At 35.1% G+C, this 12,810-nt stretch carries 10 protein-coding genes and 3 pseudogenes; 12 read left to right on the plus strand and 1 reads right to left on the minus strand.

Going from position 1 to position 12,810, the window contains the following annotated elements; all coding sequences use genetic code 11:
• Positions 1 to 175: 175 nt before the first annotated feature.
• From C7K42_RS01030 to C7K42_RS01065, 8 genes and pseudogenes are all read left to right on the plus strand, one after another.
• Positions 176 to 607, plus strand: coding sequence for a PTS sugar transporter subunit IIA (locus C7K42_RS01030; protein ID WP_014124556.1), 432 nt, complete (start codon positions 176 to 178; stop codon positions 605 to 607).
• Positions 591 to 1,064, plus strand: coding sequence for a PTS sugar transporter subunit IIB (locus tag C7K42_RS01035; protein WP_014124557.1), 474 nt, complete (start codon positions 591 to 593; stop codon positions 1,062 to 1,064). Before C7K42_RS01030 ends, C7K42_RS01035 begins: the two co-directional genes overlap by 17 nt.
• Positions 1,061 to 1,842: pseudogene (locus C7K42_RS01040) on the plus strand (PTS mannose/fructose/sorbose/N-acetylgalactosamine transporter subunit IIC). The gene C7K42_RS01035 and the pseudogene C7K42_RS01040 overlap by 4 nt, the downstream one beginning before the upstream one ends.
• Positions 1,839 to 2,657 carry a PTS system mannose/fructose/sorbose family transporter subunit IID gene (locus C7K42_RS01045; RefSeq protein WP_103099672.1) on the plus strand — a complete coding sequence of 273 codons (819 nt, stop codon included), beginning with the start codon at positions 1,839 to 1,841 and terminating at the stop codon, positions 2,655 to 2,657. The pseudogene C7K42_RS01040 and the gene C7K42_RS01045 overlap by 4 nt, the downstream one beginning before the upstream one ends.
• Before the next feature lies 1 nt (position 2,658).
• On the plus strand, positions 2,659 to 2,799 hold the full coding sequence (locus C7K42_RS01050) for a hypothetical protein (RefSeq protein ID WP_249038012.1): 141 nt from the start codon (positions 2,659 to 2,661) through the stop codon (positions 2,797 to 2,799).
• A 124-nt stretch (positions 2,800 to 2,923) separates the two neighbouring features.
• A pseudogene (locus tag C7K42_RS13265) lies at positions 2,924 to 4,284 on the plus strand (IS4-like element ISTeha4 family transposase).
• Between the two features lie 178 nt (positions 4,285 to 4,462).
• Positions 4,463 to 5,269, plus strand: coding sequence for a tyrosine-protein phosphatase (locus tag C7K42_RS01060; RefSeq protein ID WP_282957117.1), 807 nt, complete (start codon positions 4,463 to 4,465; stop codon positions 5,267 to 5,269).
• 21 nt (positions 5,270 to 5,290) lie between these two features.
• The gene (locus C7K42_RS01065; protein WP_014124562.1) at positions 5,291 to 7,186 is read left to right on the plus strand and encodes an HTH domain-containing protein; all 1,896 of its coding nucleotides are present in this window, start codon (positions 5,291 to 5,293) and stop codon (positions 7,184 to 7,186) included.
• Between the two features lie 90 nt (positions 7,187 to 7,276).
• On the opposite strand, the pseudogene C7K42_RS01070 reads toward C7K42_RS01065, so the two are convergent.
• Positions 7,277 to 8,432: pseudogene (locus C7K42_RS01070) on the minus strand (cobalamin-independent methionine synthase II family protein).
• A gap of 116 nt (positions 8,433 to 8,548) precedes the next feature.
• On the opposite strand from C7K42_RS01070, the gene C7K42_RS01075 reads away from it, so the two are divergent.
• The 4 genes from C7K42_RS01075 (at position 8,549) to solA (ending at position 12,798) form a co-directional block, all read left to right on the plus strand.
• Positions 8,549 to 9,472 carry a LysR family transcriptional regulator gene (locus C7K42_RS01075; protein WP_014124564.1) on the plus strand — a complete coding sequence of 308 codons (924 nt, stop codon included), beginning with the start codon at positions 8,549 to 8,551 and terminating at the stop codon, positions 9,470 to 9,472.
• A gap of 259 nt (positions 9,473 to 9,731) precedes the next feature.
• Positions 9,732 to 10,004 (plus strand): chorismate mutase, encoded by a 273-nt coding sequence (locus tag C7K42_RS01080; protein ID WP_014124565.1) that lies wholly within the window; start codon positions 9,732 to 9,734, stop codon positions 10,002 to 10,004.
• 63 nt (positions 10,005 to 10,067) lie between these two features.
• Positions 10,068 to 11,513 carry an SLC13 family permease gene (locus C7K42_RS01085; protein ID WP_103099673.1) on the plus strand — a complete coding sequence of 482 codons (1,446 nt, stop codon included), beginning with the start codon at positions 10,068 to 10,070 and terminating at the stop codon, positions 11,511 to 11,513.
• A gap of 157 nt (positions 11,514 to 11,670) precedes the next feature.
• Complete coding sequence (gene solA / locus C7K42_RS01090) at positions 11,671 to 12,798, plus strand: N-methyl-L-tryptophan oxidase (RefSeq protein WP_227869152.1); 1,128 nt, start codon at positions 11,671 to 11,673, stop codon at positions 12,796 to 12,798.
• Positions 12,799 to 12,810: the final 12 nt, after the last annotated feature.

Here is a 12,810-nt window from a genome sequence, read left to right on the forward strand (position 1 = left end):
ACCATTGGAACAAACATCATTTCGATGTTTATTTTTGTTTAGCGAGAAATTATTTCACTATATATAGTGAAATAACGATCGTTGAAAACGATTTAATAGCTTTTATAATTTAATTATAATAAATAGCATTACAAGTAAGTGAAACATTGGTAAAAAAAGGAAGGGAGAAAGTGAAATGTCAGAAAATGTTGGAATTATTGTTATGACCCATGGTGACTTTGGAAAAGCAGCGATGGAAAGTGCCCAATTAATTGTAGGTCAGCAAGATAACTATGATACTGTTAGTGTTTTTGTTGTAGATGATGTCGAACAGTTAAAACAAGAACTATTCGATAAAGTGAATCAGTTAGATACTAGTAATGGTTTAATTTTGTTTACTGATATTGTCGGTGGTACGCCGACAAACTTGGCAAGTGAATTATTAACACGCGAAGATGCTTTAGTGGTTGCAGGAGTGAATTTACCCATTTTATTAGAAGTTTTCACAAACTGTACAAAAGATATCCAATCTCTTAAAGAAATCATAACTAGTACTTATAATCAAGGTTTATCTGTACGAACAAATGAGGATATAGAAGGAGAAGATGACGATGAGTATAGTCTTTAGTAGAATCGACGACCGCTTAATTCATGGACAAGTGGTAACAACCTGGGCGAATATGCATAGAATTGAACAGATTATTATTTTAAATGACAAAGTTGCAGGGGACAAAACACAAAAAAATATTTTAAAAATGTCTGCCCCTCAAGGGATAAAAGTACAAGCTTTTCCGGTAGAAAAATTTGGCGAAATTATTAAGAAAAATGAAATCACGCGACGTACTATGCTTTTATTTACGACGAGTGTTGACGTATTAAGAGCAGTCGATGCGGGAATTCCAATCGACGCGCTAAATATTGGTGGCATGCGTTTTCAAGAAGGTAGACAACGATTATCAAAAGCGTTAGCAGTCACAGAAGAGGAGAAACAAGCATTTCAAAAGTTGCTTGACGGTGGACTAAATATCACGATTCAAATGGTACCAAACGATGAAAAAGTTAACCTAAAGGAGGTTATCCAATGATTTCTGCATTATTAGTTGCTTGTTGGGCAGGGATTTGTGCGATTGACGATATTGGAACACAAATATTACGTAGACCGTTATTGATTGCTCCGGTGGTTGGATTAATTATGGGTGATTTGCAAACTTCTTTATATATTGGTGCAACATTAGAAGTTATGTGGATGGGGATAGGAAATGTCGGTGCATATTCTGCTCCAGATATTATTTCTGGTACAGCTATTGGTACGGCTTTAGGTATCTCTTCGGGTGGAACCGCCACTGCTGTAGCATTAGCCGTTCCCACATCACTGTTAGCTCAGCAATTACTCATTTTATATCGTTCGACAATTACTTACTTAAATCCAATTGCTGATCGGATTGCTGAAACAGGTGATTTTTCTAAAGTTTTCCGTATTAATTATGTTCCTATGCTGATTGCCTTTTTAGTTCGAGCGGTGCCTACATTTTTAGCTATTTATTTCGGTGCCGGAGCTATCGATACAGCGGTTGAAGCCTTCCAGACGCGATAATGGATGGTCTAAGTGTGGCAGGTGCAATTATTCCTTCGGTCGGAATTGGTTTATTGATGTTGATGATGATCAAAAAAGGCGAGCTCTGGATGTTTTTGGTGGCTGGTTTTACCTTAGCAGTCTATTTAGACTTAGAGATACTGCCGATTACGTTAATCGCTCTGCCTATCGCTTTTATATATGATCTAGCAGTAAAACAAACACCGCAAACATCAGAACAAAATGTAGAGACTGATACAGCTGATGATGAGGAGGAATACGATCTATGAGTACTGAAGAGATGAAAATTACCAAACATGATTTGAATCGTGTTTTTTGGCGTATGCAGTTATTAAATGTAACCAACAATTTTCAATCATTACAGGCAATTGGGTTTTTATCTAGTTTTGTTCCAGTTTTAGAACGTTTGTATGAAGGCCAATCTGAAGAACTAAAGACAACTGCAATGAAACGTCACTTAGAATTTTTTAACAGTCACGTAAATGCCGATGCTCTGATTCTAGGGATTGCTGCTGCTATTGAAGAAACAACAGGTGAAGAAGAAAAACAAACAGTAACCGATGTAAAAACGGGACTGATGGGACCACTTGCCGGTATCGGTGATAGTATTTTAAAATTTACCTGGTTACCTATTTGCGGAAGTATTGGTGCATCTTTAGCGCTTAACGGTAGTATTCTAGGTCCTATTGTTATGTTTTTACTATATAATGTAGTGAATGTATCCATCAAATATTATGGGATTCATTTGGGATATACTAAGGGAATGGAAATGATCGAAGGAACAGGTGGAAATATCTTACAGCGCCTTTCCAATATTGCTAATATTGTAGGTTTAATGGTTGTTGGCGGTCTTATTGCGTCTGTAGTAAATGTGAATGTTGTTGCTGAAATCTCAGCAGGGGATAATGTCATTGAGTTTCAGGAAATGTTTGACCAAGTAATGCCTGGATTGTTTAGTTTATTGATTACTTTTGCTGTATATAAAATTTTGAAAAAAACCAATGGAAAACATGCGCCCCTATTGATATTAGCCATTATGATTTTATCAATTCTTTTGACTGCGGTCGGCGTCTTAGGAGAATGATATGGAAAATAAATATAAAGTAGAGCAAACTAGAAAAAATCATTTCCATTTTGAAATACCTATGGCTAACAAAGAACAAGAAGTAGAAGTATTTTTGATGGAAAATTCGCAACCAAATTTTTTATTAAAAACTAAAACTTGAAAGTTCAAAAATACAGTTCATCCCTTGATAAATAAACGTTTTTTGATACAAAAATAGCATGAACGACTCAAAACTTGGTATAATAGAATTACCAAAAAACCAATAACCAAGGAGTGTTCATGCCATGTCAATTATAACACAAAAAACGTCAAATTCAGAAAAAATTTCTACCTCTGTGTCTGATTTTTTTCATCGGTTCCATGTAGCTTCTGCGTTGAAAAAATCAAACGCAGTCCATAAAAGGGGTTTTTCGGTTCCTGTTATTTTTTCTTTTTTATTGGCCTCGATCTTTACCAACGGTTCTACCTATCGGTTTTACCAAAAGCAAAAGGAACAGCTATCATTTTCAGATAAAACATTTCGCAACGTTTTGAATGATCCGCACATTCATTGGCAAAAATCACTGATCTTAGTGGCTAAATCCGTCATTACTTTCCTACGTCCATTGACGGATGATGCCCGAAAAACCACATTTATCGTGGATGACTCCATGTATACCCGCTCGAATGCGAAAAAAGTGGAATGTGCCGCTTTACAATACGACCATGCCAAGAAAAAATATTTCAAAGGATTTCGTTATTTACAATTAGGCTGGAGTGATGGCAACAGCTTTGTCCCGTCGCTTTTTCCTTGCTCTCCGGGAAAAGAAAGCTCCAATCTGATCTTGATATCGGGGACCAACGCACGAATAGGGGGAAACGTAAAGCTCAAGCGCTTCGTAAAGGCACAGAAGTGACACTGGAACTGCTTCGATCGGCTTTGAACCAAGGGATCCATGCGGATTATGTCTTATTCGATACTTGGTTTTCCAGTCCCAAAATGTTCCAACAGATCCGTGACCTGAAATGCCACTGCGTAGCGATGGTCAAACGTAGTCAAAAGATCTACTACCGTTATCAAGGCCAAAAGATGGATGTCAAAGAAATCTTCAAACGAAATAAAAAGCGCCGCGGTCGTTCTCGCTATCTTTTGAGTGTCCAAGTAGAAGCTGTCGTAGAAGGGAAAATCCTTCCCATTAAGTTGGTATATATTCGCAATCGCAATAAACGAAACGACTATTTGGTCTTAGCTTCGACCGATATCGATCTGACCGAAGACGAGATCATTCAGCTCTATGCTAGACGCTGGTCGGTGGAAGTCTACTTCAAGATGTGCAAACAATACTTAAAATTAGCCAAGTACCAAGGGATTTCTTATGACGGGATCTTTGCGCATACGACACTGGTAGCTATCGGTTATATGATCCTAGCGGTGCAAGAACGTGAAAGTAAAGACGACCGAACGCTTGGCGAGTTATTTTATCTTCTCATTGATGAGCTTTCTGAGCTTTCTGTATCGGAAGCCATTCTGCAATTACTCGTTTTATTCCAAGAAGCTTTTGCGGATGAATATGTTTTGGATGAAGCCGTATTAAATAACATTATCGAACAGTTCCTTGAAAAACTACCTTCCTCTATACAAAAACAGCTCAAGCAAGCAGGTTGAAGTTAATTTTGTGCATGAGATCCTTGGTATACCAAGGGATACGTATCGAAAAGTAGGTTTCAAGTTTTAGTTAAAAACAAAACAGGAAAATTTTGATATTGATCTTAACGAACTTTCTCATCGTCCCTATTTTTTGATTAAAACAAAAGCAAATCAATATATTACGGCAGAACGGACGTTGCCTGTTGAAGGCATGAATAATTTTAGAGATATGGGCGGATACGAGACTGATTCGGGAAAAACTGTTCAATGGGGAAAACTTTATCGCTCGGATCATATTCATAATGCAACGGATAAAGGAATCGCCTATCTACAAACTTTGGGCATTCACACCATTATTGACTACCGTAGTAATGTGGAGACGCAAAAATACCCTAATAAGCAGATCAGCGATCAAGTAACCACTTATCAAATGGATCCATCAGCACATGCCGCAGAATTAGCCGCGCAATTTCAATCTTCTAAAGAAGAAGAAGATGCAAATTTAATTAATGAAATTATTGAACAAAAGGAAAAAGGAACTTTAGTCGATCATAGCGATGTTGTTTTAACACAATATCATACCTTTGTGACTAAAAAAGAATCCCAAGAAGCTTTTTCTAAGATGCTGCAAATCGTTGCGGATCCTAATGCCCCTGCTGTAGTTCAACATTGTAGAGGTGGAAAGGATCGGACAGGTTTTGGTTCTATGCTTGTTTTAGGAACATTGGGTGTAAAAAAAGAAGACTTAGTCGAGGATTATCTTCTAACCGCAAAAAATCGGATTGAAAGAAATCGAATTAAAATGGAAGGTTATAAAAAATTGACGAATGACCCAGTGGTATTGGATCAGTTATACTCTTTTATTGATACAAAACCGGACTTTATTGAAGAATCGATCGATACGATTCATGAGCAATACGGATCGATTGAAAATTATGTTAAAAAGGAATTAAAATTAACAGAACAGATGGTGCAACAGATGAAAAATATGTATCTAGAATAGTGCGGAGGAAAAAGTAGGCGTATGAAAAATACAGACGAACTTCGTATTTTAGCAGATGAGCCTAGGTTACAGTCTTTGTTTCTTCTTTTATTTCGTCATGATGGCTATTTTACCAGTATGCAGTTAGCAGAAGAATTAGGCGTGACCTCGCGGACAATTAAGTCAGACGTTTTATTGTTAAAACAGATTTTCTACACAGAAGAAGTTTTCATTACTTCGAAGCCTTCCAAAGGCTATCAATTAGAAGTAATGAATAAAGAAACGGAGAATAAAATCAAGCAGTTTTTTCAAATTTATCCTTCAATATCAAGTGAAAGTGAATTTGATCATCGTGTTCGTTATATTATTCGTAGACTGCTATCTTCGGAAGAAGCTGTCAAAGAAGAAGATATACAGACGGAAATCGCGGTTAGCTATTCTTTAAATCGTGAGATGCAAGAGGTTAAAAAGATGCTTACAAAGTATGATTTATCCTTAAAAACACGCCCTCATTATGGAATGTATATTGATGGCGCTTCGTTTAAAAAAATCATGCTTACTGTTCGAATGTATCGCTATTTTGATAAAAGTATAAACCATGACTTTGGAATTATAGCTTACAATCAGTTGTTTTATTGCGATGAGTTAGAAAAATCAGCGATAAGAAAGACGTTTTACGAAACAATTATCCAATCAAGGATTGTATTTTCAGATATTAATGCAGAACGTTTTATTGTCTATTTGTTATACTTTCGTAACCAAACATTGCAAAAGAATTCACTGCAATTGTCTTTACCAACGATCGATTTTGATTACCGCGCAACTGAGGAGTATGAACTCATTGTGGAATTAGTACAGAAACTAAAAATCAAGTTTAGTGGTTTTGAATTTACTAAAGAAATAGTCCAGTTTTTAACCTATGTGGCGGTTTTTAGCACAGATTTATATCGATTTATTGATTGTAGCAAAGAAAATTATAATACGCTGATTTCTTTTGCTGAAGAAATTAGGAACTTTATTTTAAAAGGTATGTCTGAATATTTACAGATTGATATTTTTGATGACTACACTTGCTTGAAAGATTTATTAAAAATTATGATTCCCATTAGTTTAAAAATAAAGTTAGGTGTTTCAGATAGTATTGATCTGCGTTATAAAGATTTTAAAAATGAAGGCGCACAGTCGCTCATTCGCTATTACAGTTCGTTAGTGTATCAAGATTTTTTTCAAGTTTATCATTATTCATTTTCAAAAAGAGAACAACAGCTTATTTTTTCGACGATCCTTGGCGTCATCAACCGGATTACACTAAGTCATCGTAAATTACGCTTAGCAATTATTGCTATCGATGGTCGTTTAGCTACACAACCTTTGAAATTCAACTTACAGCATTATTTTTCGGAATTTATCGAACGAATCGAAACCAAAGTTTTGTATGAATTAGAAACGTTGGAAAACCAGCAATTTGATTATTATTTATGCTCTGATTATGGCAAGAAGTTAAACATTACTTGCGAACCCATTTTCTATATAGAAGAGGAAATGAATGAATTTAAGTATATGGATTCTTTGAAGCATATTTTTTTTCAATCGTATGATTATGATAAAAAGCTTCCTCAAATTAAGTTAAAGAATATCAATTGGAACGATAAAAATGGACTCAATGAATTAACATCGACAACATTTGTCCAAAACAATAGCGTGCAAGTCCAGTTTAATTTACACCATGAAAAAGAGGATTTTACCATTTTTCATATAAATGATGCAGATCTCGAGGAGAAGAAATATTATATCGAAGTTAAAACTCAAATTGCAGGAGACAAACAAAAACTAAAGATGCTCGTCAATATCATTGAACAAATTATGACTGATCCATTGAAGCTAGATGCAGTCAACGAAGAGGAAAACATAAGTTATAGCCATTTTTTGGTTGATTGAAGAAATTAAATAATAAATCTAACCCATCCTGCCATCTAAACAGAATGGGTTAGATTTTGTTTGAAGTTAGAAAAAGCAGTAAAAATTTATCTATCCCCAATACTCAGCTGCGATTTTCTGACCTTGATTAATTTTATTCCATTGTTGTTCGATGGAGAGTTCATTTCCGTTGTCACAAGAAGCAAAGCCACATTGGTGTGAAAGAAATAAACGTTCTTTTGGCAAAATCTGACTTGCTTTATCAAGCAGATTTACCACTCGTTGTTCATCGTCAAGCGTACTTGTTTTACTGGAAAGAAGCCCTAAAACGACTTCAACATCAGGCTTATCTTTTAATACTTCTAGAGCTGAAATGTCACCAGCACGTTCATCATCCCATTCCAAAAAGAAACGATCGTAGTGTTGTTCGCCTAAAAATTTTTCGGCAATTGCTTGGTAAGTGCCTCCCGCAGCATGACGGCTCTGGTAGTTTCCTCGACAATTATGCGTCCAAACTTTTAGACCTAATTCATGTCCAAAGTCAGCGACTTTGTTGTTAATTGAGATAAAGGTGTCGGCTAAATCTTCTATCCCTTCATTTCCACTAGCGTAAAAACTATGTTCATTATCATCAGCAAATAGCTCCCACAGACAATCATCAAATTGGATGATCTTACCACCAGCTTCTTTATATTCAGTTAGAAATTCTTTATAAGCGTTGACTAAACCATCTTTTAATTCCTCCTGGGTTTTGTACAGTTGATTCTTACCAAACAGACCATCAAAGATTGTTAGTTCAGTAAATGCATGAGCGGCACCCCACACAGTGAGCTTAACATCGGTCTCTTCAGCTTGAGCGTTAATATTTTTAAAAATATCAATAAAGTGATGATTTTTCCCAGATAAAGGTTCAGTGATACGAAGACCAATGTCCTTTCTAGTTTCAAAATCTCCGCCGTCATGATCTTGAAAAGCATAGCCAGTATCAGCAATATAGCGTTCAATCCCTTTAAGGCCCCAAATAAAGTCCAAATGCCACATAGACTTTGTATATTCTCCATCAGTAATAGGCGTTATTCCTTCTTCTTTTTGTTTAGCAATCACTTGTTTCGTCGTTTCACTTTCTTTTTCTTTATAACCTGGAAAAGCATCATAAAATGGATACTTTATATCATCACGATTTTCAATTTTTTGTTTGTATTCCAATAAATCTTCAGGTCTTAACAAAGAAACCCACAAGTTGAAATTTTGTTGTAGCTGTACTCATAAAGCATTCCTCCAATATTTTTGTATTGGCATTATTCTAACAAGTTTACTCTAAAATAGATAATACGTTTTATTTCTATGTTATGATAGGTAAAAACTATAACAAGGAGAAAACATATGAGGATACAACAATTAGAATACTTGGAGAAAATCGTTGAAACAGGATCGATAAATGAAGCAGCAAAGCAGCTTTTTATTAGTCAGCCATCGTTATCACAGGCAATGAAGGAAATGGAAAAAGAATATAAAATCCAATTATTTTACCGAACGAAATTAGGGATTACATTAACAAATGAAGGACGGGAATTTATCAACTATTCGCGTGGGATTTTAGATCAGGTTAATCTATTAGATGAACGTTTCGGGAAAACTACGACACGTAAACATATTTTTAGTGTGTCAGGACAACACTACGCTTTTGTTGTTCACGCTTTTGTAGAGTTAGTGAAAAAAATCGGTCAAGACGAATACCAATTTACTTTAAGAGAAACACAGACGCAAAATGTTTTGGATGACATCCAAACTTTTAAAAGCGAATTAGGTATAATTTATTTAAATGATTTTAATCAAACCGTCCTAAAGCGACTTATTGCAGAAAAAAATTTAGAATTTATTCCATTATTTGAAGCCAAACCACATGTTTTCGTGGGCAGAGAAAATCCTTTAACGAAAAAGAAAAGTATTACTTTAGAAGACTTAGAAGATTATCCTTATTTATCCTATGAACAGGGGGATACTAACTCGTTTTATTTTTCTGAAGAAATTTTAAGTACCTTACAAAGGAAAAAGCATATTCAAATCAGTGATCGCGCGACAATTTTTAATTTGATGGTAGGACTAAATGGTTATACGATCAGTTCGGGTATTATTAGTAGTGAATTAAATGATGAAAAGATTGTTGCTATTCCTTTGGAAATAGACGATTCAATGATACTAGGTTACTTAAAAAATAAGAAGATCGATTTAAGTAAGATAGCAAAAGATTACTTAGAATTACTAAAACAGCACATTCGAAATTATGGGTTTGAGATTTATGAGTAGCATTTGTAGTGATAAAACTAGAGCTACTTTGCCAGACTAACTCAAGATTTCGAAAAAACTAAAGCTACTTTAGCAGACTAACTCAAGATTCCACAAAAATTAGAGCTACTTTGTCAAACTAGCTCTAAAATTATGAAAAACTAGAGTGACTTTGTAAGACTAACTTTAGAATATTGAATGACTAATTTTATTTTCCCATAGTATTATACTATCAACCATGATATACTCCTATTTAAAATAACTGAAAGAGGGTATGACAATGAATTTAGAAGAGGCAAGAAAACTGATTGATCAAGCAGATAAGGAGCTTGTTCCTTTGATTGAACAACGAATGAACGCGGTAGTGGAAGTGGGTAAATTTAAAAAAGAGCATAATATACCTGTTTTAGATGAAAATCGTGAAAAAGCAGTCTTAGATAAAATCGCTTCTTATACTGAAAACAAAGACTTTGAAGATTCAGTTCGTAAAATTTTTCAAGCAATTATGGACACGACAAAAGAATATCAACAAGAAGAAATTATTGATCAATAATACTTTTTTGTCTTGTTAATAAATTTATCATAATGTAATTTTTTGAAAGAAGTTGGCGTTTTTATGAGAAATAGGAAAATACCGATTCTGCTTTTTGCTTTACTAGTGATTTTCTTTTTTCGTTTTATCCCAGCACCTACAGGGTTAAACGCGGATGGTATGCAGGTTGTCGGAATCTTTTTAGGCACGCTACTATTGTGGATTTTTGTAGGGATTGATTGGCCAAGTTTATTATGTTTAGCGGCTTTGACTTTGGTGCCAGTATTAGATCCGGAGCAAGTTTTTGCTTCATCTTTTGGTAATGAAACTTTTGTCTTTTTACTTTTTACTTTTATGCTTACTTACGCTTTGTCGCAGACAAGTATTATTAAACGTATTGCACTAGCGTTTATTACTAGTAAGTGGGCACAAAAGGGCGCTTGGCAATTGACATTATTATTTTTATTATCGGTATTATTAATAGGATTATTTATTTCCCCAACGGTCTTATTTTTTATTATGCTGCCGATATTAGAAGAGATCTATGGTATTTTAAATCTGAAAAAAGGAAGTACCTTTGCTTCCATGTTAATGATTGGCTTAGTGATTTCTTGTTCTTTATCTTCGGGGATGACACCTATCGCTCATGTTTTTCCTGTAATTGCATTGGGCGTATTTGAATCTATTGCAAATATGACAATAAGCTACGCAGATTATATGGCTTTTGCGATTCCATCAGGTTTATTAATCTTTTTATTTATGTTGTTAGTTTTCCGCTTTATTTTAAAACCAGATACAAAGCAATTTAAACAGTTGGATAAAGCTGACTTTAAAGAAATGCAGACTGAACCTGTTACAACACGGGAAAAAATGATTTTGTCTATTTTTGTTATTGTCATTTTATTATGGGTATTACCGGGTATTATTTCGCCTATCTTGCCTAATATAGCAGCAACAATCGATAGCTTCGGAACTGCTGTACCGCCGCTTGCTGGCGTTGTTGTGTTAGCAATGTTGCGATTGGAAGGCAAGCCTTTATTAGTCATCAATGAAGCTATCACAAAGGGTGTCTCTTGGCCGAGTCTGATTATGGCAGCTTCGACTTTAGCCATAGGTAGCGCGCTGACTAATGAAGATATTGGGTTGATTAATTATGTATCAAATGTGATGAAGCCAATTGCACAAGGGCTTTCGCCGTTATTGATCGTAGGATTATTTATCGCTTGGGCAACTTTTGAATCAAATATTGGCTCGCATATGGTTACTTCACAAGTGGTTACTTCCGTGGCAGTGCCTATTGCGCTTTCTTCCAATATGGTTGAAGCAGCTTCTCTTGCAGCTGTTATTGGGTTAGTGGCTTCTATCGGCTCAGCTACACCGCCTTCGATGCCTTATGTAGCTATCGCTGGTTCTTCTGGTTGGACCAATACTATACAAATGTTAAAATATGGGATGTTAGTAGCAGTAGGAACACTAATTATCGCATTATTTATAGCATATCCGCTAGCTAATTTATTTATTAATGTATAATTTTAAGCATCCAAAAGGCATTACGCTTTTAGGATGCTTTTTATAAAAACACAAGATAATGTTGTATTCGGAAGAAACAGTACATAGAAATAAAATAATATAAGACTTAAATTTAGTAATGAATTAAAAAATAAGGAGGCTATAAATATTGTATGATGTGATTATTATAGGAGCAGGTTCTATGGGAATGGCTGCTGGATATTACTTAACAGAATCAGGACAAACAGTTGCGCTGATTGATGCTTTTGACCCTCCGCATGAAGAAGGTTCGCATCATGGCGAAACTAGGTTAATCCGCCATGCTTATGGAGAAGGTAGTAGTTATGTCCCTTTAGCACTGCATGCACAAAGACTATGGGAAAGCTTAGAAAAGAAAACGAATGAAAGAATTTTTGCTAAAACTGGCGTATTAAATTTTGGTCCTAAAGATAATATATTCTTAGAAACCGTGAAAAAGTCAGCTGAAGAGTATCTTTTGCCTCTAGAAGTGATGACAGCAAAAGACATTAACCAACGCTGGCCGGGATTTCAATTGGATAAAGACGCTATTGGTTATTTTGAAAAAAGTTCTGGTGTGTTGTTTAGTGAAAATGCAATACGAACCTACCGTATGTTAGCAGAAAAAAATGGTGCTGATTTATACATGAATCGTTTTGTTCAATCAATTAAAACATCAACAGAACAAATTACTGTAAAATTAGAAAATGAAGCAGTTGTTGGTACAAAATTACTTATCGCTGCTGGTAAAAGGACCAATCAAGTAACAAAACTATTAAATATAAAATTACCTCTTATACCACTACGTAAAACTTTTTCATGGATGACTGCTGCTAAAAATTCACTTTATAAGGAAGGCAGGTTTCCAGCTTGGGGTTATGATGATGGAAATAGCACTTATTATGGCTTTCCTGATATAAATGAAAAAGGGTTGAAAATCGGTAGACATGATGGAGGACGTTTGTTAGATGATCCGAGGGTGTTAGAACGGTTTGGAACATATCCAGAAGACGAGCAGGAAGTGGTTGATTTTACACATAAGCATTTATTAAAAAATATAGAATTAAAAGAAGGCAAAGTATGTACTTATACGAATACGCCGGATGAAGATTTTATTATCGATTATTTACCAGAGTATGAAAATATTATGGTTGCTTGTGGTTTTTCGGGTCATGGTTTTAAATTTGCCAGTGGTATTGGTGAATGTTTGGCAAATATGCTGATGGGAAAACAACCAGCTGTTTCTTTGGAAAGTTTTCGACTGAGTCGTTTTGATGATAGCATTTAGCGATAGATATTT

Origin of the sequence: Tetragenococcus halophilus subsp. halophilus DSM 20339, from assembly GCF_003841405.1 — a bacterium.
Taxonomy (GTDB): Bacteria; Bacillota; Bacilli; order Lactobacillales; family Enterococcaceae; genus Tetragenococcus; species Tetragenococcus halophilus.